Below are 23,033 nucleotides of genomic sequence, written 5' to 3' on the forward strand. Positions count from 1 at the left end.
TAGAGAAAATTTTAAATAAAAAACTGATGATACCTCAGGTCAAACGACCCAACCTACCTTGCCTTAACTTGGTGACCCTACTGGATAGAGCTTTGATACGGCATATTTCTCTCGATATGCAACGAACAGAAAACCGATAACTCCCATTGCCAGCGTGATCGGGATAACCCCTACCCCGTAAATAAAAGCACTCGCTTCACGAATACCACCATTTGCATTGACTACATAACCAATTACTGTATGGAACGCATAGCCAAAAATCATGATTATCATGTTAGCAATCGCGGTCGTCAAGCCAGCAAGATGCTCAGGAACGTAAGTAGAAACTGTATAAATCGCCAAAATCTGATAAGCGCAACACATTCCAACCAATATAAACGATATGGTAATGCTGGATACTGTTAACATACCTGTAACAAGTGCGGTGAAGACCACGCACATGGTTATTCCAGCTGCAATGATTGTTCCCAGGTAATACCCCGTTTTTTCTGCGATTAAACTTAAAATCGGCGATCCGAAACACATTCCTATAAAGATCATTGAAGGCAAGTAGTTTGCTGTTGATGTATTCAAACCATAGACTTGTTTTAAAAAGCCAGATCCCCATACATCAGAAAAACCTTCAAGAGGTCCGAGCATCAATCCGGAAAAACAGCAAATCAAGATTACTTTTTTATTGGTAAAAACCGTTTTAATATTGGAAAGGACTGATGTGTGATAAGTCGGTTTTTCATCAGGCACAATAAAATAGGTTATGCAAGCCAGTATGAGACCAATAGCAATAAACACTTCAATTACCATTTTATAACCCACTGCCTGACACATGTAACTTACAGGTCCTCCACCATAGACAGCACCGATAAGTCCTATCATCACCGAAAAACTGAGCATCCGGGAAAAATGCTGCTCTTTAAAAGCCATACGTATGATTTTAAATGTTCCCAAAATGGCAGCAGAAGATCCAATACCAATTAATGCCCTTCCTGCAAGCGGATAGAACCAATGATCAGCAAAAATAAGCGGCAGCAATCCAATAACAGGGAGCAAAATGCATATTGTCATTACTTTTCTTGGCCCAAAACGATCCAACATGATCCCAATCGGCAAGTGCATTAAAGAGTAACCAAGATAATAAACACCAGAAAACTGCCCAAAAACCGTCGCATCGATATGAAATTGCGACGTAATATCATTCATCATAATATTGGGCATCACTCTAAGAACATATTGGTATGCATAAAATATTGACGCAATAATCCATACAAACCAGGCAACAACTCGTGATGTAGACATAAAAATCCTCAAAAAAACAAGCAGCTAATATACGCACAATGGCTATAACCTATGCATTAACGCATATTTTAATTCATTTTCTTTGAAATTTTATTGCAAATATAAGTCTTTATTGAATTAATTTGAATTAAAATTTCAATTTTTAATGATTTTTTAGATTTAAATGCTAAAATATAAAAAATTCATGTTATTTTTAAACACTATGGACCGCACTGATAAAAAAATACTTGATATACTTCAATCAAATTGCCAAATCAATAATCAAGAGCTCGCAGACATGGTTGCCTTATCCCCTTCTCCTTGCCTCCGCCGTGTGAAATTATTGGAAGATAATGGATACATAAAGAAAAAAGTGGCTCTTCTTGAACCCGAAAAAATAGGTTTAAAATTAGCCGTGATTGTTTTAGTTGGATTAAATAGTCACCAACCCGCTGTGATGAATCAGTTTGAAGAAGCGGTGCGTTTTCTTCCTGAAATCGTTCAATGTTATTTAATCACAGGTCAATCCGCAGATTACGTATTAAAAGTAATTGTACCCGACCTAAATGCATACCAATCTTTTTTATTAGATAAGCTAACACGTATCAATGGAGTAACGAGTGTCCAATCAAGTTTTATATTAAGAACTATTTGTGAAACAACTGCTCTTCCACTAGATCATCTCGATTAATTATTTGCTTCTTTTGATTAAGGTTAACCAATATTGATCTCATTTTTCAAAGGACCATCATGCTCTGGGCGCTGATTTCACTATTTTTCTTCTGGCTAGTTTACAGAGAACTCACTGGTCACTTACCCATATCCAAAGGCTATCTCACCGTATCGCTGATCTTGGCTTTGTTATTTGCTTGGCCTCCTTTTCATCACTGGCGTTTTGAACATTTTTTAACAGAAATTGCGAGTGAATTAGCCGAAAATCATCCTGCAAAAGTACACTGCAATACTTTATTTGACACACTTTTCGATGAAGAACCAAGAGTTTATGGTCATGCGGACCCCAAAACTGGATATATTGTTATCCAATATCCCAAATGCTCACTCTTGATGGATTATGTGAGTCATCCTGAGCGTGCAACTTTGGATGAAATCATCACGCTAAATATTCTAACCCATGAAAGCATGCACGCACGCGGTGAATATAATGAAGCAAAAACCGAATGTGAGGCAGTACAAAGAAATTATCGCACCGCACGCCTACTTGGAGTTCCAGATAATATCGCCAAACAAAATGCTCTTGATTACTATAATGATGTTTACCTCAAGCGCCGTGATGGTTATTTCTCCAAAGAATGTGCCCCAGGTAAAGCAATGGATGAGCATTTAAGTGATTCGACTTGGAATGAATGAACGCTTAATTAAGTATTCATTATTAGCAATTGTTGACTAACCCTAATCATTTCAAGGAATATAATGAATAACCTTTGACAACATAACCTACTGTAAATAAACATGAGAAATACATTTCTGCTCGAGACGATGATCGATTCATGTTAAAGAAAATACTGTTCTTGATATTCTTGGTAGTAGGATTGTCAAGCTGCAATAAACGTGTTGCACAGCAAATCGTTTTGCCAGCTAAATTTCCTTCCAGTACAAAGGATTACAAACCCATGGCCGATTTACCTTATGTTGCTTGGTGGCAACAGTTCCATGATGTAGAATTGAATCAATTGATTGAAGCTGGCTTGAATAACAACATGGACATTCACATTGCCATAGGAAACTTACAACAAGCACAAGGTGAATTGAAGCAAGTCAAGCTCAGTTGGCTTCCTCTAGTACAAATACTTGCTGGCTACTCTACCAATCCCGCCCTTGGAGCGCCCGGTGCATTTTATGGGATATGGCCCTATTATTTTGTGAACATTATGAAGCTTTGTGCGCAACAGAAGCAAGCCACATACAATGTTCAATTTTACCACGCTGCAATTGAGGGAATGCGCCTGGCATTAATTGGCCAAATCGCATCAGCTTACTTCACCTTAATTGCGCAATTAGAACAATTAAGATTATTGCAACAATTAGATAGTGACTTGAAGTCATTAATTAAATTGAGCCAAGGGGACATTAAAATTGGTTTAGAAAATGAAATTGCCCTAGCCCAGTTGCAAACTGATGAGCGTCTGATTGCCGCACAAATTAAACCTATTTTGCATAACATTGTGCTCAGTGAAAATGCGCTTCGTTATTTGATCAATGCAAATCCTGGCAGGATAAACAATAAAAATAATTTCGCCAAAATAGATTTTTCCCGTTTTAAACCAGGCAGCTTACCCGCTACAGTATTAAACAATCGTCCTGATTTGAAAATGGCACTCTATGCCTTAAAGACCGCTCATGCAGGTATTAAAGTTGCCTACAGTGATTTTTTCCCCGGAATTCAGTTAGATGATTTTATCGGTGAAGTAGATTTGCCAAACAGTACTTTTGCTGACACAACTGATGCTTACGTCAATTGGACGCTTGCCCCCAGTACCTTAGGAAAAATTGCGGCAAGTAAAGGCGCCTATAATGCAAAAGCTGCTGAATTCAATAAAACAGTCAGGCGGATTCTAAAAGAAGTCGATAATGACTATTCTGCCAACAGACGCATGAATGAAAAATTTATGGCTTACTTAGGTGCCGAAAAGGATTATCGCCACAAATACAAATTACAACAAGGATTGTTAAAAACAGGATTAATTTCTTATAAAGAATTATTACAAAGCAAAATCTATTTGGATAACTTGGCGCTCTCAACAAATCTGGCCAAGTTAGAACTTGCTATGTCATTGGTTATTTTATATCAAGACTTGGCGGGTGGATATGCATATACTCAATAGTCACTCTAATAGCTCTTAGGAATAACCTGTGTGCAGCCAGGAATTTGGTTAAGTATGGAATTTTAACGGTAACTTATATTTATGATACATTTACGCAGATATCGTCTACACGTTAAACAGGGATTTGTTCGATTAAAACACTGGTTTACCATAGCCAATGTCGTCATTTTGATTGGTATTGTAACGAGCATTATTTATATTTTTTCTTATTTATTCCCTTTCACAGATAATGCATTTGTCGTCAATAACGTACGCCCCGTCGCAGCGCTTGCGAATGGCTATATCACAGACCTTTATGTGCAAAATGGAGAAATTGTTAAAAAAGGACAAAAGCTTTTCACTGTCTTTCAAAAACCCTATATATATGCGGTGGAACAACTTAGTGCGGATTTGGCAGGTGCCGAGGCACAATTAGCTGCGTTAAAAAGCACTTATGAGCGGGATCTCAAACTCAGTGAAAACGAGCAAAAAAGCTACATCAGGCTCAAACAGGATGATCAAAAATATTCTAAAGGCTACGCGTTAAAATCGGTCTCTCTTATTACCTTACAAAATTCCCAACAAGAAACAAAAGCTGCTCAATATAAATGGGATGCCGCTTTAAAACAGTTGGAAATTGTTCAACATCAAATGAAAGCACAAGAAAATGAAATTAAATCCCTTCACGCACGATTAAAAAATGCCAAAGTGAATTTGGAACAAACCAATGTATACGCACAATGTAATGGGATTATTCAAAATTTGTTTTTTAGTATTGGAACACCAGTAAATATTAATCAACCTCTTTTTTCTTTAGTGGATGTAGATAATATTTACATTCAAGCAAATTTTAATGAAACGGATTTGGGGCATGTGCGTAAAGGCGCAAAAGTATTGATATTTCCCAGAATGTATCTGGGAAGAAAAATGTTTCATGGTGTAATTGATTCAGATTATTGGTCGGCTAATCGACAATTAGTAGACAACCGTACTCAGCTACAAAATGTCATCAATGAAAATCAATGGATCTTATTACCACAAAGACTTCCCGTGATCATTCGAATCACCGATCCTGATCCTCATTACCCGCTGCGCCTTGGGACAAGTGTCTATGTCTATATCAAAGTTTAAGCAATGGCTTGATGAAGTTGATCCCTACGCATTACAACGAATTACTCTATATAAGTGTCTCTTTGTTGCGACTATAGAAGTATATGTTTATTGGTTGTTTCAACCTGTCAGTTTCCTTACTTTTTTTGCTCCCTTTCTTTTGGTTGGCATGTATGAAGCCCCAGTACTCACCACTTTTAAAGAAAAAGAGTGGTTGCTGTTTTTTATTGGCATTGCAATTATTCTCATCAGTGTATCCTTTTATCTTGTCTATCCATTTCGTGGCATCTTTTTCTTTTATTCAGTGTTTGCCTTCACAGTAACTTATTTCTGTGTATTAAAATATTTCTATGCACTAAAAAATTTAATCATGTTGCTTATAGCAACTGGAGCTGTAGTTTTGAGCACAGAGCCACCTGCTAACCTTGAAGTCGCATATGGTTTTATTTCATCAACTTCATTAGCGATGATCTTTGTATTCATTAGTTTGAAATGTTTCCCCAATGTCTATTTAATCGTATGGAACAGGGCCATGCAAAAATTTATTCAATACCTTGAGGAAGATATTGATTCTGCCATAAATCAGAATAATAAAAGTCCTACAGGAGAGGAGATTCTTCATTTGGGAATGGTACGAAACTATCGACGAATGCTTCCTAAAAAATACATCATGCAAGCGTGTCGTATTTCGGTACACATAAGAAATATCCAACACGCATTAGATAATTTATATTACGAGGCAAAGAATGAGATATTTTGGTACGGTATAAAAAATAATCTCCGTTGGCTTAGGCTCAATATGCAAACGTATACACAATGCGGCACGCCCACAATGCCCATAGAACCAGAAACAAAATTACAGCATTACGTTATGCATTGCTTACAACAAGCATTTATCCGTTGGAATAAATTATGCTTTCTGCGACACAACTGAAAAAGAAACTTGATTATGCACGTTTTACTCAACTGGCAATTATGTTTATGGTTGCCATGTTGATTTATTTATTTACAACGATACCTCATAAATTTTGGGTTTTACTCACGGTTCTGGTGATTAGCGCAGGAATTGAACCCGGGCTTATTATCAGACGAGCTGTTCATCGTATTGGTGGAACTTTTGCCGCTTTGTTGATTTTGATTCCTTTAATTTATCTAATGCAGTTAAATTATCGATTAATCCCTGTCGTATTTATTATTTGCATCATTGGATTATCTGTTTCAGCATTAAACACACGCCGCTACGATATTAGTGTATTTTTCATTACTGTTGTAGTTTTTTTGCTATTAGCGCAAACTACTGATGCGAATTCACCTGCAGGCCCATTTGAAATGGTAGTGAATCGCGGCATCTGTACCTTAATCGGTATTTTTATTGTTCTAGTAGGTGATTATTTTTTATTTCAAGCTTATCGTTATTCACAAAAACTCTATTTATTTCACCAGATGATTGTTTATAATTTTTTTAACAAAATCGTTAAGGAAATAATTAAGTGTCGGACAGAAAAAATTAATACGTTTATTTTTGTTGAAAAACTACGAAGTCAAGTAATTAAAAATTGTGCCCCCATTGCAATTAGTTCTGAAAATTTAAAACTGGAAGTTAAAATCAGCCCTGAAACCAAAAAACGAATTGATATTTTTCAGGAAACAATTTGGGATATACGCAGGCTCATATTTGCATTATGTGTTTCTGAATTTGTTCTCCATTCCACACCAGCAACTGAGAAACACCTACAACAATTTAAGATCCTTATGAATAAAGCAAGGAACAATTTTATTTATACTCAGGATATTTTAGAGTAGCCTTTCTTCCTATTATTGTTAGTTTGAAACTAAAAACCTAGGGCAAAGTATTCAATAAGCTTGATGAATTATTGAATACTTTCAATCTCGTTTTATTTGTACCTCAAAGAGAACTTAATATCAAAATCCCAATTGATTCATGGTGGGTCCAGGCATGGGTTGTCTCTTTTCTTTGATAACATCATTTAAAATTCTTAATTCAGAAACAGCAGTTCTTTTCTTTTGCTCTAAAACCAGAATAGCATCATTCGCGCGCTTAATTTCATCAGATGTTTTTGATATTTCTTCACTGATACTCCTTTCCTCATATTCATACATCTCCATAGGAGAAATACCCATTGCTTTTAATCCTAGATTTCGATCGGTTTGATTCGTTTCCATGAGCACCTCGTTGCGAGTTGATTGGTATGATTCTTCATGGATTGCGGTTGCTTCATAAGTCTTTAGGTGAGCCTTTTGCCGTCCTATAAAGTAAGCCCTGCGCGTTCCAGCCTCATTCAAAACCTTTTTGAGTTCATCAACTCGATTATCCAGAGACACGAAATGCGGTTCGTAAGAGTGGTTAATTTCGATTAGTTTATCCAAGCTTTGTTGATTAAAGTATCGGCGCAGCTCAGCAGGGGTTTTAAGCGGAAATTTTGACATAATTCATTCGCCTGTATGTGAAAAACTCTGAATAATATCACTCTTTATCCATATAAGAAACTATTCCATCATTGTGTTTATTTCTCACTCTATAGTATTCAGGAGCTATTTAGAATTTTGGGATTGAAGTGTCTCGTTTTACCAAACAATTTAACACGAAAGCATATCTAGCCATCAAGCCTCGCTAAAACATTGAACTCAGTATTAGGAAAAGCATGAAACAGATTAATTTTTATGAGATCTGCCAAAGTTTTAGTTTCCATTTTTCGCATAACATTTGCGCGGTGGACTTCTACCGTAGATATAGATATATCAAGTTCATGAGCTATTTGTTTGTTTAATTTCCCTTCAATGACTAAATCCATAACCTGTCGTTCACGTTTGGTTAAGCGTTCCAGGCGTTGATAGAAATCAGATTGAGACTGGATGGAATTAGTGTGAATTTTTTTAAGGCATTTTTGCGTAATTTCCAGCAAATGCTGGTGATTTACCGGCTTAAGAATAAAATCAGCAGCTCCAGCCTTCATAGCTCGCACAGCCATTGGAATATCACCGTATCCAGTGATCATGATTACTGAGAGTTGAGTTCTTAAAGTATTAATATGTTCCAGTAACTCCAGTCCGCTCATGATAGGCATACGCACATCGATAATTAAACATCCTTTTTGTGTCGCATCATAACTATCCAGAAAGGCTTTGGCATTTTCATAAGTTTTTACTGGGATATTTACTGATTCAAATAACCAACGAAATGACTGGCAAATTTCAGGATCATCATCTACTACAAAAACAGCTACATTAGCAAAACCCATATCAATTCCCTTGGTTAAATAATACTAAAATAATTAGAAAGCACAATGCGGCTATCCCCAATATAAACGGTTAATTTTTCTTAATTAAAGCAATTCCTGCATTACGAAAAACTCTTCGACCACTTTAACAGATTTAACCGCTTTTCTATCCATTTTCGTGAATTTTAGTTTATTAGGGTTTACCATAGCGCCTTCCAAGGTAAAAACTAACTAGTCATATTACGATAAAATTTTGAATAATATCGAAACGCTTAATCTAGCATAAAGAAAGCCAATATCCAATTTCATCGGGAGATTCTATTCATGGATAGAAAAATAGCAGTTGTTACTGGAGGTACAGGAGGAATAGGTACTGCAATTTGCCGTCGTCTCGCAGCGAATTATAAAGTTGTTGCGTGTTACTTTAAAAATGGTAAACATGATGAAGTATTGCAATGGCAAACTGCACAAAAAAAAGCAGGGTATGATATTGAAATTCTTTTTGCAAATTTAATCAATTTTTCTGATTGTGAAACACTCACCAATTCAATTATTGAGCGCTTTGGCCGCATTGACATCCTGATAAATAACGCAGGGGCCACATGCGATGTCAGCTTAAAAAAAATGGAACCTCACCATTGGCAACAGATAATTGATGCAAATTTAACAAGCACTTTCAATATTACACGTAACGTTCTGCCCTTCATGATTGAGAATAATTACGGGCGTATTGTGTGTATTTCATCAATTAATGGTCGAAAAGGACAATTGGGTCAATGCAATTATGCGGCAACAAAATCTGCATTATTTGGATTCTCAAAAAGCTTGGCTCTGGAAGTTGCAAATAAAGGAATCACTGTAAATACCATTTCCCCTGGTTATATTGAAACATCCATGGTCACTACTTTGAAAAAAGACATCCTTGATAAAATCACAAGCAGTATCCCGGTAGGACGACTAGGTAAACCCGAAGAAGTTGCCAATGCAGTTTCATTTTTAGTAAGTGAAGAAGCGGGATTTATTACGGGTTCTAATATAGATATCAATGGCGGTCAATATATGAGTGCTTAATTGAGTTCTGCAATCGCCCATAGCCAAATCACATTCCAGCCAATGATGTGATTTGGTCTGAATTGAATAGAACATATTTTATTTCAAATATAAAATTCATGGCCAATACAGATAATATTGAAGAAATTAAATTAGATCTTTCAACACTCTAACAGTCTACACTTCACTCACTTCTCAAAAACAAGATAAAATAGTGCCTTTTTCTTTCTTTGTGTAATAAGATGGAAATAATAAAGCATTTTTTACTCAAAAATAACTTTAGTATTCAACTGAAAATCAATAACAAATGACATTTATTGAGTTTTTCGTGGGAGATGAATCATGCCAAAGCTTCATCCTAATATTGAGCTAGTAGAGGTAAAAAAAGACGAGTTGCCAGAGAAAATTGCATCCTCTTTATCAAAGGGAATCACGGAAAAAAGAATATTATGCGATCAATTTGGTGCTTATTATCTGATCAAAAAACCGGATCCCCTAACAGTAGAAGATGTATTTAAAGGATATCTTTCTAATGAGGAACTGAAAAATCCTTCATTTGATACAATGGAACATATTTTCTCAATCAAACTTGAAAGTGCTTTTCTTGAGGTTTTAATTCCTCTTATGGCAAAAAAAATGTTTGAGGGTATTTTAGTTGTCCCCGAAAACTATCTTTATGTTGATAAAGATAAGTCAATCGGCGTCATTTCTAAATTCATAAACAGTTTTTCCGAATTTTTAGCAAAAAAAGAAGCAGTCAAATCAGAACCTTTATTCGAACGAGAATATTTACCCAAACGTGCTCATCTATCACTCACATCAGAAGAAGCAAGAATTCTAGGTCAATTGTATGCCGTAGCTTTAGTTTTTAATTTATGGGATTTATTAAATTCTAAATTACTCAACTCTGGCTATTGCATGGATAGTAATGCTGTAAAGCGAGCCGCCATTGTTGATTTTGGTTGTGCAGGTATTCTGAGTTACAAAGGACGGCATGCAGATACTTTAGCATTGGATGATCCTGATTTTTCTCCGGCTAAAAAAATAAGTTACTCATTTTTTGGACAGAACTATCGTGATCATTACCGTCATGGTTTTGCTCTCCCCTTTGATAAATTAGTTGCGCCTCTACTTCCTCATACAGTAATTTCTGATTTATTCAACATGTCTGAAAAAGATCCAATTAGCCGCTCCATGCTTGAAGGTTTTTGTGAGGCAATTACAGTAGCTGAGAAAAATATGAATCAAAACCCTCATTTATTAGAAGAAGCATTAATACAGTCATTCAACGCAATTACTTTAGATTCTTCATTACACGCCGATGAATTGAAATCCCATTTAAATGCTGAGTTTTATGGTAAAGCAGAAAAAAATTCACATTCCCTGGTGGCGCTTCTTCAACAACGTCTTGTCAGCGCCAAGATGCTTATCTATCAATTTAAAGCAGGAAAACCGGCAACCATGATTCATGAGGAAATAAGGGACTGCTATTATTATTCTCAGTGTTGGGGAAACACAAAATGAGAGAATTTGCTATTTTATAATTTTGTGTATATTACTTAATATTGTAATCCACCATTCCAGTTGAATCATCCTAAAATGCGAGGCATGTAAATGTTTAATCCTCTTGATAATCGGTATCTTTACAATATCTACGATTTTAATATGCGTTTACTTCAACCTTACTCAGATTATTTTGACAATATGGCAAAACGCTTTCGCAGAATTTCTGACAACATTAATTTACCTGTTCGCATTCCTTATATGTCAGATGATGAGCAAAGTGGATTGAAAAAAATATTGGATGCAACTTCAGGTCATTTTCGTAGATTATCCGGATATTCTTATATATTTCATATGGTTACCAATGTATATGATAAACCAAAATTTGATATTAACGAAGTTAAAATCAAAGATGAATATTATGATATTCAAGAAGAACTAATACACAAGAAAAGTTTTTGCAATCTGATTCGTTTTAAAAAAGTAAATGGGGAACGGCTGAATTTACCCAAACTGCTCGTAGTTGCACCAATGTCTGGCCATTATGCAACCTTATTACGTGATACCGTGAAAAATTTACTTCCTTTTTATGATGTCTATATCACGGACTGGAAAAATGCGCGCGATGTCCCTTTAATTGAAGGCTCATTTGATTTGGATGAGTTCATCGAGTACATCATTTCTTATTTAAATTTACTTGCACCCAATTTGAATGTTATGGCAGTCTGCCAGCCTACGGTTCCTGTTTTAGCTGCAATTGCGCTTATGTCCACCAATAATTCGCCCAATCTACCGCGTACAGCGATATTACTTGGAGGACCAATTGATACGAATCAATCTCCCACATCAGTAAATGAGTTAGCGTCTTCCAGAGGAGATGACTGGTTCCAACAAAATGTAATTTCGATTGTACCTTCTCGTTTTCCTGGTGCGATGCGTCTTGTTTACCCGGGATTTATGCAACTTGCGGGTTTTATGAGTATGAATTTTCAACGTCATATGGAATCATTGCAAAAAGCGGTTGATCGCTACGGGGAAAATGAAAAGGAGGCAGCTTTCAAGATAATCAAATTCTACCTTGAATATTTTTCTACCATGGATCTGACTGCTGAATTTTATATGCAGACAATAAATACCGTATTTCAAGAAAAACTGTTAACAACTGGTCGATACAAATCGCGTGGTCATAACGTACGTTTACAGGATATACAGAACACCTCTATTTTAGCAATTGAAGGTGAGCGGGATGACATCACAGGCGTAGGACAAACAAAATCAGTGCTGGGTTTATGTAAAAATTTACCGGACTCCATGAAAAAATATTTCCTTGCAAAAGGAGTAGGTCATTATGGATTGTTCAACGGCAAGAAATTCCGTAATATTATTATTCCAGAAATTCATGCCTTCACTAAGGAACATGTTGATTAGAGGTTTTCGTAAGCATTCACGCTATAACGTCGTTACCCCAAACATAGCATAGAGGCTCTAAAGCCCATCAATGCTGCTCCAATGCATAGAGAATGAATAAACGTTTAAGAAATAAAGCATCAAAAGGATACGATTTTTATACTTTTTGTTCTACTATTATTGAAAGCCAATTATCTCCGCATACAAATTTAGAATAATGAGATTTATGGATAACTTTGTATCATACGGGATCGATGAACTTTAATGTCTAAAAAACTATATATACTACTCATACTGTGTGTTGGTGCTTACTTTCTTCTTTTACAGTCCCATGCTGCCTGGTCGTTTATTATTGATGATGTTTATATCCCATTACGTTATGCCAAACATTGGATTAGTGGAAGTGGATTGTTATGGAATCGTGGAGAAGCCCCGGTAGAAGGATATTCCAGTTTTAGTTTTCTTCTGCTGTCTGCTGCAGGAATGGCTTTAAATTTAAATCCTATTCTTTTATTAAAAGTGGCAGGTTTTTTGGGATTGGCGTTTACAACGTGTGCAGTATATTGTTTGTCCCGATTATTATGCTCAATGTGGTTTGCACTTATTCCTTGTTTTTGGCTGTTAATGTATCGGGGGCAAATTTTCTGGGCTGTGAGTGGCATGGAGACAGCAGTTTACCAAGCATTTATTTGCTTTGCCTTGTTTTTTTTATTGCGGGGAATAGGTTATACCCTATTCCCCGCAATACGCACCCAATCAAAACCCTTGTTTTTAGTTTTTTCGGGGCTATTTTTTGCATTTGCCGCATTAACACGTCCTGAAGCCCCTATACTCGCTCTTCTATTTTATATGTTAGCACTTTGGGATCGTCCATCCTTTTTTAAAACATATTACTGGCATCTTTTTTTAAGTGGGCTAGTATTCGCTGGAATTTTTGTGCCCTATTTTTTCTGGAGATGGCATTATTTTGGCCGGTTACTTCCCAATCCCATTTATTGCAAAGGCTTCAGCAATGAGTTTATCTATAAATTAGATTGGTCTTATCTACGTTTTGCCTGGCCTTTTTTACTCCTTGCTGCTGCGGCGAGTTATAAGTCAAAAGATAAACTTCTTTACTTTTTTTGGTTGCCATCACTTATTTATTTGCTGCTTTTATTGAATGCCGATCCTCTTTCAGCATACTTCAATCGTTTATTTCTACCTGCTTTTGCGTTAATTCTTCCTCTTGCTTTACAAGGATTAATGCGCTTTCTTGACAAGTATCTACCAGAAAGGAATGAAGTTTATGCATTTACTTTATATATTATTGCGGGAAATATCGCATTTTTTTTCATCCCAGCAATGAGTTTAAAAGCGTATCGTACTTTTACTATCAATCCCCAACAAGGGGAAGTATTAAGAGAACGTGTTGCAGACTGGTTAGATCGTTATATACCCCAAGGTTCATGGGTGGCATTGGGTGATGTGGGTCTCATTGGTTATCGAAGTAATTTGAATTTTTTAGACTCATATTGTCTTAACAATAAAGCGATGAGCTTCCATCCAGATATGTATCAGTGGCAATGTGACGAGGTGATGAAAATAAAGCCTGAAGTAATCATTCTTCAATCTACGATTGACAAAAAGGGACAGTTATATTACCCGGCAACAGATGCATGTTTACGTGAAAAACTTAAAACCAATTCCAAGTACCATTACAACATCAGTTTAACATTTTGCAGTTTTACTATAGATTGCCATAGCTATACAATATTTTTAAGGAATAGCAAATAGGTGACCTCATTCTTTCTAAGAAAGTGATTGGATTATGCGATATAAAATTACCGAACAATTTGCACGAGGTGAAGAAAAAGTCATTGCCGAGTTTGGGGAATTGAATGACACACGCATCTTTCTTGCGAAAAAATCAGCAAATGCAGATTTGGAAAAACAAAAAATTATTTTCAGGCTCTATGATGATTCTGATTTAGTACATGAAATAAATCGGGAAAATATTTCTGTAGCTTATGCGAAATTTGCAGAAGGTAATGGAGATCTTAATCTTATTCAACTTCCATTCCACGTAATGATTAGGACACAAACTATTTTGGAAAAAAGAGGAATTGCAAACTTTAATGATAAAAATGACGCGAATTTATTCATAATTAGCAAATGTGAATCAGATGAATCCATCCAGGATAATGATCTTTTTTTCTTATTTAAAGGACAAAATCTAATTGATACCCTAACCCGAATTATCAACACCCATCGGGAAAAAGAAGCAACACGCAGCACTAGAAATGAAAAAAAAGCAACATTTCATCCGACACCAATGCCAAGGCGTCCAACGCCTCCTGGAGGTCCAAGTGATTGCTGGATTGAGGAAGAAGAAGATGATGATAATCAATAAGAGTTCAGAATAGAATAGGGAACTACCCAAACAGGAAGCAATCTTTCTTAAACTCGTACTACCGCCCTTGCGCACATTATCTCATCGCGGCATTCAGATACAAAACACGCCAACATTTCCTTAATTTCGGATTGAATTTCTTCTTTAGCTTCGGAGTCTATATTTTTAATAAATTGCTCCGGATGATTTAAAAGAGCATTTAAGGTTACGATCTCGGCAGGAAAGGAACTATTGAAATGTCCATCAATAACAAGATCAATCGCATTAACTAAATTAGGGTCCTTTAGTTTTCTTAGACGATTTAGTATCGTTTGGGTATGGACTTTAAATGTATTGACTTCTTTAAAAAATTTATAATGTTCGCGCATAATATATTTAGTTAACTAAAATTCTTGCCACAAATAACAAAAAGCTGCAGTATTGTATAACAATATATAATTTTATTCTATTTTCATGCACAGCAGATCCGTTTTTTTCACTGTTTCTCCTTATGAGTTTTCATCAATAGATAATTTTGATTCTGTTTTTCGCAAGCTCGTATTATCTGCCTATGCGAACCGCTATAAAAGTGTGGCTGATGCTCGACTTTATTTGGCTATATCCGGAATAGATTTGGAATCTACCGTCAAGATTCTTTTGATCATGGAACAAAATGGACTACTCCATACCTCTATAGCTAATTCCATTTTTGCTCCAGTTGGATGTGGTGATATTGCAAATACGTTTTGTAAAATGATAACAGGGGATGAAATGATTTCCTCCGGGAAAGAAACTTCTTCCCTAGTACATCTTATTGAAGAACTGGAACAAGACTTACCCAAAATTATTCGTATCGACATACCAGGACATTCCTATGTCATGCTTGCTTGTGAAAAAACATCCAAGGGTGTTTTAGGATATATCTATCAATCAAATGTAGCCTATGGCATGGAAGATAACTCTTTTTCTCTTGCAGCATGGCTGATGGATACAAAATCATTTAAAACGAATCTTTCAGAACATTTGCACAAGCTGGCTCTCTTAATAAATCCTGCCATTTCCAATTTGGTAAAAGCACATATCTATCTTGAATTATATTCCGCCAACCCTATAGTTGAAGTGAAAATCCCTGCAAACATGCAAGAAATTATTTCATATATTAATGAGAATATTTTTTTCAAATATAAAATCAAAACAATTTGTGCCAAAGACATGCTACTTATTTCAGAGCGAATAAAGAATTTGACCATTCAAAATCCGAGCGAACTGCAGCAATCTTTGGATACCTATATTGCTAAGATGAAAGAAGAATTGAAAGCTTTAGATTATCAACTTCCTGTCGCAGAGCCCCTACAACAATCCTATCCGCAATAAATTGAGTTCGATTTTTCATTCCTGATCGATTATGGTACAATGTGGGCAACATTAGATTGGAATTAACACGTGTTCTTCTCAGCATCTCCAAAGAGTCATCCATGGATAGCCAGTCTTTATTTTTTTCAAAGTATGCCCTATGTGGTAGTCACTTTGATCGCAACCATTATGTATCAACAGTATGGAATGACCAATACCCAGACTGCTTTCTTGACCAGTCTCTTCATGCTGCCTTGGACAATTAAGCCTCTATTTGCTCCTTTTCTGGAAAATCTTGGTACGAAAAAAAAATTAACGCTTTATACTCAAGCGACTGTGACTCTGCTTTTTATAATATTGGCATTTTGTGTTGAAAACCCCAATTTTCTTGTGATCAGTTCATTAAGTTTCGCTGCCCTTGCCTTTATTTCCTCACTTCATGATATTGTCTCCGATGGTATTTATTTACTTAATTTAAATAGTGAAGAACAAAAAAGATATGTCTCTTTACGAAGTTTCTTTTATCAAATGGGACGCTTAATCATTAAAGGAGGTTTATTGGCTTTTATTGGAAGCTTAGCCTTGAATTACGAACTTAAGGTGTGGCCAATGTTTTTTTTCAGCTTGTTTGCTATAGGTTTTGTACTCACCCTGTATCATAAAGCCAGAATTCCAGAGGCCCAGACAAAACAAGAAACAATTAATCCGAATTATCGCCAAGTTTTTAAAACACTTCTTTTTAATACTGCACTCTATCCTATCTTATTTTTTATTTTTTTATACAATTTTTCCGAAGCGCAAATGCAGAAGATTATTCCTCTATTTTTGCTCGATAAAGGGGGATTAGGTTTCAATTTATATCAGGTGGGACAACTATACGGAATTTCTGGGAGTATATCCTTGATGCTGGGTATTTTTGCGTCAGGATGGCTTATTACGCATTTTCTCCTTGAAAAATGCTTAAAAAATGTGACCATATTGTTGCTACTAGGTCATTCACTTTACTTTTTATTCCCCTTATTTCATGCAAATACTCCTCTACTTTATCTTGTTATTTTATTGAATCAATTTTCCGTGGGATTAGCCAATGGGACTTATATGGGATACCTATTGAAGGTTGCCAATGAAAGTGATTATCCGATGTCAATGTATACCGTTTGTACTTCCCTCATGGCTTTAAGTTATGTACTTTTTGGCGCATTAAGTGGCTGGATAGAACACCTATTGGGATATTCCGGTTTTTTTCTTTATATTTTTGCAGCAAATACCGTACTAGTCATTATAACCTGCAGCGTGATGAATAAGTATGATTGATTTCCTCGTTACATTAGAAAATGAATTAGCTCAAGCATCCTCACTGACTGATTGTGATTATGCCTTGAGTTGTTATTTAAATAAAAAAGGTATTACAACATTTTCATTCACTTATTATGCCTACCATCCAAATTCAGCCAATCGCTTAAAATATGATATGTGTTCTGCCAATTTCAAATCCTGGCATCAACATTACCTTGCCGAACAATACCATAACATCGACAGTACACTAAACTTTGTATATAACAACCATTTACCGATTTACTGGAATTTAAAACAGCAATTGGCACAAGCAACCAGTGAGTCAGAGCGTAAAATGCGCAGCGATTCCATAGCATTTGGCGCGGAATCAGGTCTATCAATTCCTATTCATGGTCCCCATAATAATTTTGCAATTCTGTTATTAGTACAAATGCAACATCAACAATGTAATTTACAAAATAGTTGTGCACAATATGAATTCTTTGTTGCAGCACATCACTATTACCATTACATTCAGACTCATCTTTTAGATCAGGTTAGTGAAAAAGAAGCATTTCATTTAACCCAACGGGAAATTCAATGTTTATTGTTGATTGCAGAACAGCATTCCGTTAGAGAGATGTCACAACGACTCGAAATCAGTGAGCGAACCATTAATTTTCATATTCAAAAAATCAATAAAAAATTAGGCACCAAAAATAAATATCAATCTTTAGCTAAGGCATTAGAGCATCAATTATTGACCTTATGATCTCCAGGACCCCTGTCATAAATGACAGTGGTTACTTATTAATTACAAGTATTAAAATTTAACCACTTGTCTATTGGAGAATCATAATGACTTTTTTGAAGAAAATTATGCGATTAACCATGTTTGTTGCCTCTCTTATTCCTGCAGTGACCAATGCAACATTAACCTTATACACCACCAATTGGTCTATGTATGGCCAAAATCCTTATGAATATGATGGCGCTTATAAAAATGGTCGACCTTATGGACAATTAGCCTATGTTTCCAATCCAGAAATGGTTGCTCAATTTAATAAGGCTGATGTCATTGCCTGGAGTTTTTTACAAGTATGGAATAGCAAAGATCCAAACCAGGCACAGTATCAAATCCCTTCCAGTTGGGATGGATTACTGCATTTTGCCGATCTCTGGGGTGAGTTACCTTTAGAAGGATCCTGGATATCACCTTTACCTCCAGAGACTAAAAATTTCCTGGATTTTTGCGCCGCAAATCAAGGTGCATGTACTTCCGTACAAATGAACGGCAACACCGGTCAAAAGGAATTATTTAATTACACAGATCAAAAAGGAGTAGGACAACTCAATAGCTTTGGCGCTTTTATTCATTCCAATAAATATGCCGCAAAACGTATCATTGCGATTGGCGGAGCGAATACGATAGATAATAAAGGAATCAGTACAGCCACATTTGCTGCAATCTTTGCCAATCAGGACAAATTCCTAAATCAATTTAAATCCTGGATGAATCATTTTAAAAATTTAAAGGGAATTGATTATGATTTCGAACCACCTATTGATTTGCAAACTGGTGGCCAATTACCTCCTGATGCAAGCACATTGGCAGACTACAAACATCTTTTTGATTTAGTTAAAGCCAGTCGACACACGTTGGGCAAGGATGCATATATCTCTGTAACCATTACCGTGAATAAGGACTATTTGGAAAAAATCAACCAATCCGTTGATGGCGGTTGGTTTAAACAAATTGCAAATTACGCTGACAGCGTCAATTTAATGACCTATGATTTGCACGGCCCCTGGTCACAAAGCAGTGATCCCTATACCGCAGTTCATGCTTATTTAAAACAACCTGATACTACCCGTAAGGATGAGTTTGCAATCAACTATGCAACCGATTCCATTACAGAACAAGTTCTTGCATACGGAATGCCCAAAGAAAAATTACAAGTAGGTTTAGCTGCCTATGGAAGAGGCTTTTCTGGAGTAGAGTTTGGTGAAAACCCCGCCCTTCCTGGCTTTGAACAACCTTGGTCCGGGGCCAGCCATTTTGCTGCTGAATATTCAATACAGGATGGTCTTTTACCTTATAAAGCCGTAAATAAATTGGTAAATCAACTCAATTATAAAATGTATCACGTGAATGCTTTGGATAAAAATAACAATTCATTCATTACCGGATCCTATCTCTACAATTCAACAGCGAAACAATTTGTGGGCTACCAATCACCTGAAGTAGTTAAAGCGGTATGTAGATTTATCCAGGACAAGCAACTTAAAGGCGCTATTATGTGGAGTGCTGATACAGATTTGCCAGTTTCTAATCCCAATAGTCTAGTTGCTGCTTATAAAAGTCTCTGTAACTAATATTTTATAGTCTTGGCGCAGTAGAACCCATGGCCGTCCAGCTAAGAGTATTTGTTTTATATTGGCATCAATCATGGATGGATTCCTTCCGTCGCAGGAATGACAAGATCCACTTTCTACTTAGCTTGACGGCTATGCAGCAGAACCCGAGAAATGCCTTGCTGCGCCTAGGTTACAAGCGTAATTTTTTACGTATTTTAGCCAGTTAAAATTATCAGTTTGCACTATACTATATATAGGAGCAGGAAATTGGAGGTATAGGATATGAACTCACCTATAGAGAACGATCCCTATGAAGCCATAGTGAAAATAGAGGAAATAGTTATTTCTAAAATAACTGGAAAAAACATCGATGCATTGAAAATACATTTGAGTGATAAATGTGATTTAGAACATTCAGGAGCTGAAGGAACAATTATTGAGCTGGCTACAGGTAAAATCATCTACCGATGTCATAAACAAACCATAATAGACCAATAAATCTCTTTGAAAATCATTCATATTCCCCTATCTTGCTTTTATTTTTTCAACTTACTATAAATATTCAGATCATTTATAATGAAACGCTTACTTAAATTATAGGCATTGGACATACACGCTTTCGCAAAACAAGCCATTTTCCTCATTTGAGAAAGCAGCTACGCGTTAAAGAAACTAAGGCGTGATCGCATCGGACTTTACTTAACACTACAATTTCAGGTAGCAAGGAGCCACCATGAAAATTTATCTCGTTCAGCATGGAGAACATTTAGGGAAAGAAATGGATCCCCAACAATCTCTTAGTAAAAAAGGAACAACAGATATTGAGCGTTTAGGTCATTTTCTAAATGAGAAAAAAATAGAAATTGCTCGCATACTCCATAGCAGTAAGCATAGAGCCGAGCAAACTGCGGCGATATTGGCTTCCAGTTTATCCTCCTCAAAGAAGATTGAATTTCATCAAGGATTGGAACCTCTAGACCCCGTGAGCCCGATCGTAGATGAAATAAATCAGCAACAACACGACATCATGCTCGTAGGGCATATGCCTTTTATGGGTAAACTTATTGGTAAACTCGTTTTACTCAATGAAGACCGCTCCATTGTTGCCTTTGTTCCAGGAACTATCGCTTGTCTTGAACGAACTGATGAAGGAAAATGGCTTATCAATTGGATTAGACGCCCTTAAACTGTTTGCTATGCAGCGAAACCCGGATTCCGCTGCGCTGCATCCAACACTACACCATACGGAGCAATTGGAAACAAGTCTTAGGTTTCAAATTCCAATCCACAGATTAAGGCATTTGCATAGGTATTGCCTGTGCTCAATGGTTCTCTTACTTGATCGTTAAAGGAACTGAAATGGCCTTTCCCTAAATAGAAAAAACGATAACCGCATTCCAACGGCACGCCGCCACGAATAACGTGATTCAATTTTACATGAACTCCCGCGGTTGCACTAAATTGTGCCGTGAGATCTCTAGAAAAGATATTATCAGGAAGTGTCTGGCCGTCAAGTGAATTCTCTTTAAAATTACGAGCATTGATAAGATTAGGACCAGTCCCTACATCAATAATTAACCCATAGTCCGGATTTTTTGTATTAAGTGCAGCGCGAGCCATTACATAAATAGGAAAGTGCTCTACATCATAATGGTATGATAAATTTTGGAATAAGCTCTCTTGGATGACATAACCATTCACTGAAGTTTTAGCGAGATAATAAGCATTTAGTCCATAAGACATATCAAATAATTTAGTTTGGTGGCCATCTACAAAATAAGCCAAACCAACTAAATAATTTTCGTCATTATGATTCGTTACGGTAAAATAATCACCAATCAATCCGTTAATATTAAGATGCTGCGCTTGGCCTTGATGCAACCAATAACCTCCCGCCTGTATCAGTGCGTAACCACTTCTATGTACCGGAGGATGTGTCTGAACGTGACCCGCAGAACTTGCTGTTGACGAATATAATCCCAGCAACAATAAAGTATAGTAAATTTCTTTTTGATTAAAAAACATCATTCTTCCTATCGATCATTTAGTCAAAGTATTTTTCAGGGCTTGTAAAACAGACCCTGGTAGTTTCTAACTTATTCCAGCATATCTCCTTAATTTTTTTAATCTACCAATCTCCACTAAGAATTACAACATACTCCTATAACAGCAAAGATATATAATATCAATTATTGCAAGCAAAGCCAGGTCTGTTTCCATTGCGCTAGCTTGAGTCAAAATGGCCTGATTTTTGAGTACCGAAGCGCAGCATACATGAAGTATGTGAGCATCGGAACGCAGATAATCAGGGAAGTTTGGCCAAGGAAGGTAGGGATCTGTTTACCTGAGGTATCTTCAGTATTTTGATGAGAAACCTCCACTAATTTTTTCGCCTACATACCACGCTTAATTTTTTCACCTACATACCACGCTTAATTTTTTCACCTACGTACCGCGCTTAATTTTTCACCTACGTACCGCGCTTAATTTTTCACCTACGTACCGCGCTTTATGCGCGGTATCCAGGGATCTCGCTATAGAAATGCTCAGCGGCATCTTAAATATCGTTCTGGATACCGCGCATAAAGCGCGGTACGTAGAGAAATTTACAAGTTCGTAGAGAAATTTAAAATGAAAAACTAACGATCCCCCAGGGTCTGTTTCCAATGCGCTAGCTTGAGTCAAAATGGCCTGTTTTTTGAGTACCGAAGCTCAGCATACATGGAGTATGTGAGCATCTGAGCACAGAAAATCTGGACAGTTTGACCAAGATAGTAGAAATGGAAACAGACCCTAATGTATTATTAAATAAACAATTTTACTGGCAAGGAAGTCTCATCTATGTACAAACAAATTATGGTGGCAGTGAATGATACTAAAGCATCCGTTTTAGCATTAAAAGAGGCAATTAAAGTCGCAAAAAGCCAGGGGTCCAAGATATGCGTGATTCATATAATTGATACCTTATATGAAGGTGATGTCGATCGAGAAACATTTGTTGAGCTCACCAGAAAACAAGGACAAGAAGTTTTAGACTCAATGAAAAAAATACTCAGTCGCTCAAAAGTAGAATTTGAAATGAAACTTACCGAACTCACCCCTTCCAAAGCACAAATTGCCGAAAAACTTGTTGATGAAGCAAGAGGATTGTCCGCCGACTTAATTGTTATAGGTACTCAGGGTCGTCGCGGAATCCATCATATACTTACTGGCAGTATTGCTGAGGAAGTCATACGCATATCCAAAACCCCAGTATTGCTGATTAGACATTAGAGA

General features: G+C 36.4%; 23 protein-coding genes. 18 read left to right on the top strand and 5 right to left on the bottom strand.

The window, feature by feature from the left end:
* Positions 1-63: 63 nt before the first annotated feature.
* Positions 64-1,293 carry an MFS transporter gene (locus LXO92_RS14495; RefSeq protein ID WP_182350242.1) on the bottom strand — a complete coding sequence of 410 codons (1,230 nt, stop codon included), beginning with the start codon at positions 1,291-1,293 and terminating at the stop codon, positions 64-66.
* 202 nt (positions 1,294-1,495) lie between these two features.
* On the opposite strand from LXO92_RS14495, the gene LXO92_RS14500 reads away from it, so the two are divergent.
* The 6 genes from LXO92_RS14500 (at position 1,496) to LXO92_RS14525 (ending at position 7,007) form a co-directional block, all read left to right on the top strand.
* The gene (locus LXO92_RS14500) at positions 1,496-1,963 is read left to right on the top strand and encodes an Lrp/AsnC family transcriptional regulator (protein WP_182352856.1); all 468 of its coding nucleotides are present in this window, start codon (positions 1,496-1,498) and stop codon (positions 1,961-1,963) included.
* Positions 1,964-2,022: 59 nt separating this feature from the next.
* Positions 2,023-2,640 carry a hypothetical protein gene (locus LXO92_RS14505; protein WP_182350243.1) on the top strand — a complete coding sequence of 206 codons (618 nt, stop codon included), beginning with the start codon at positions 2,023-2,025 and terminating at the stop codon, positions 2,638-2,640.
* A 140-nt stretch (positions 2,641-2,780) separates the two neighbouring features.
* Positions 2,781-4,115: a TolC family protein gene (locus LXO92_RS14510; protein WP_232891224.1), complete on the top strand. Its 1,335-nt coding sequence runs from the start codon at positions 2,781-2,783 to the stop codon at positions 4,113-4,115.
* Positions 4,116-4,196: 81 nt separating this feature from the next.
* Positions 4,197-5,225 (top strand): HlyD family secretion protein, encoded by a 1,029-nt coding sequence (locus LXO92_RS14515; protein WP_232891225.1) that lies wholly within the window; start codon positions 4,197-4,199, stop codon positions 5,223-5,225.
* A complete protein-coding gene (locus LXO92_RS14520) occupies positions 5,206-6,138 on the top strand; it encodes a hypothetical protein (RefSeq protein ID WP_232891226.1) in 933 nt (310 codons plus the stop codon). Before LXO92_RS14515 ends, LXO92_RS14520 begins: the two co-directional genes overlap by 20 nt.
* Entirely contained in the window at positions 6,117-7,007 is an 891-nt protein-coding gene (locus LXO92_RS14525; protein ID WP_232891227.1) for an FUSC family protein, read from the top strand. Before LXO92_RS14520 ends, LXO92_RS14525 begins: the two co-directional genes overlap by 22 nt.
* Positions 7,008-7,127: 120 nt before the next feature.
* On the opposite strand, the gene LXO92_RS14530 is transcribed toward LXO92_RS14525, so the two are convergent.
* A complete protein-coding gene (locus LXO92_RS14530; RefSeq protein WP_182350248.1) occupies positions 7,128-7,652 on the bottom strand; it encodes a hypothetical protein in 525 nt (174 codons plus the stop codon).
* 167 nt (positions 7,653-7,819) lie between these two features.
* Positions 7,820-8,464, bottom strand: coding sequence for a response regulator transcription factor (locus tag LXO92_RS14535; RefSeq protein WP_182350249.1), 645 nt, complete (start codon positions 8,462-8,464; stop codon positions 7,820-7,822).
* Positions 8,465-8,767: 303 nt separating this feature from the next.
* On the opposite strand from LXO92_RS14535, the gene phbB reads away from it, so the two are divergent.
* The 5 genes from phbB to LXO92_RS14560 all read left to right on the top strand — a co-directional run bounded on the left by phbB (position 8,768) and on the right by LXO92_RS14560 (position 14,792).
* The gene (gene phbB, locus LXO92_RS14540; protein WP_182350250.1) at positions 8,768-9,514 is read left to right on the top strand and encodes an acetoacetyl-CoA reductase; all 747 of its coding nucleotides are present in this window, start codon (positions 8,768-8,770) and stop codon (positions 9,512-9,514) included.
* Positions 9,515-9,835: 321 nt separating this feature from the next.
* Positions 9,836-11,017, top strand: coding sequence for a hypothetical protein (locus tag LXO92_RS14545; RefSeq protein ID WP_182350251.1), 1,182 nt, complete (start codon positions 9,836-9,838; stop codon positions 11,015-11,017).
* A gap of 90 nt (positions 11,018-11,107) precedes the next feature.
* Positions 11,108-12,424 (top strand): polyhydroxyalkanoate depolymerase, encoded by a 1,317-nt coding sequence (phaZ, locus tag LXO92_RS14550; protein ID WP_182350252.1) that lies wholly within the window; start codon positions 11,108-11,110, stop codon positions 12,422-12,424.
* 243 nt (positions 12,425-12,667) lie between these two features.
* On the top strand, positions 12,668-14,176 hold the full coding sequence (locus tag LXO92_RS14555) for a protein LphB (protein WP_182350253.1): 1,509 nt from the start codon (positions 12,668-12,670) through the stop codon (positions 14,174-14,176).
* Between the two features lie 34 nt (positions 14,177-14,210).
* Entirely contained in the window at positions 14,211-14,792 is a 582-nt protein-coding gene (locus LXO92_RS14560) for a hypothetical protein (RefSeq protein WP_182350254.1), read from the top strand.
* Between the two features lie 47 nt (positions 14,793-14,839).
* On the opposite strand, the gene LXO92_RS14565 is transcribed toward LXO92_RS14560, so the two are convergent.
* A complete protein-coding gene (locus LXO92_RS14565; protein WP_182350255.1) occupies positions 14,840-15,160 on the bottom strand; it encodes a hypothetical protein in 321 nt (106 codons plus the stop codon).
* 85 nt (positions 15,161-15,245) lie between these two features.
* On the opposite strand from LXO92_RS14565, the gene LXO92_RS14570 reads away from it, so the two are divergent.
* The 6 genes from LXO92_RS14570 to sixA all read left to right on the top strand — a co-directional run bounded on the left by LXO92_RS14570 (position 15,246) and on the right by sixA (position 20,943).
* A complete protein-coding gene (locus LXO92_RS14570) occupies positions 15,246-16,145 on the top strand; it encodes a hypothetical protein (protein WP_232891228.1) in 900 nt (299 codons plus the stop codon).
* Between the two features lie 69 nt (positions 16,146-16,214).
* On the top strand, positions 16,215-17,438 hold the full coding sequence (locus LXO92_RS14575; RefSeq protein ID WP_232891229.1) for an MFS transporter: 1,224 nt from the start codon (positions 16,215-16,217) through the stop codon (positions 17,436-17,438).
* On the top strand, positions 17,431-18,171 hold the full coding sequence (locus tag LXO92_RS14580) for a helix-turn-helix transcriptional regulator (RefSeq protein ID WP_182350257.1): 741 nt from the start codon (positions 17,431-17,433) through the stop codon (positions 18,169-18,171). Before LXO92_RS14575 ends, LXO92_RS14580 begins: the two co-directional genes overlap by 8 nt.
* Before the next feature lie 86 nt (positions 18,172-18,257).
* Positions 18,258-19,775: a glycosyl hydrolase family 18 protein gene (locus tag LXO92_RS14585; RefSeq protein WP_182350258.1), complete on the top strand. Its 1,518-nt coding sequence runs from the start codon at positions 18,258-18,260 to the stop codon at positions 19,773-19,775.
* A gap of 264 nt (positions 19,776-20,039) precedes the next feature.
* Complete coding sequence (locus LXO92_RS14590; protein WP_182350259.1) at positions 20,040-20,255, top strand: hypothetical protein; 216 nt, start codon at positions 20,040-20,042, stop codon at positions 20,253-20,255.
* Between the two features lie 235 nt (positions 20,256-20,490).
* Positions 20,491-20,943, top strand: a complete 453-nt coding sequence (sixA, locus tag LXO92_RS14595; RefSeq protein ID WP_182350260.1) for a phosphohistidine phosphatase SixA — start codon at positions 20,491-20,493, stop codon at positions 20,941-20,943.
* 80 nt (positions 20,944-21,023) lie between these two features.
* Here the strand turns inward: sixA and LXO92_RS14600 are convergent, their stop codons facing one another.
* The gene (locus tag LXO92_RS14600) at positions 21,024-21,785 is read right to left on the bottom strand and encodes a hypothetical protein (RefSeq protein WP_232891230.1); all 762 of its coding nucleotides are present in this window, start codon (positions 21,783-21,785) and stop codon (positions 21,024-21,026) included.
* Between the two features lie 813 nt (positions 21,786-22,598).
* On the opposite strand from LXO92_RS14600, the gene LXO92_RS14605 reads away from it, so the two are divergent.
* Positions 22,599-23,030, top strand: coding sequence for a universal stress protein (locus LXO92_RS14605; protein WP_182350261.1), 432 nt, complete (start codon positions 22,599-22,601; stop codon positions 23,028-23,030).
* Positions 23,031-23,033 lie beyond the last annotated feature (3 nt).

The organism is Legionella resiliens, from assembly GCF_021344005.1.
GTDB lineage: Bacteria > Pseudomonadota > Gammaproteobacteria > Legionellales > Legionellaceae > Legionella > Legionella resiliens.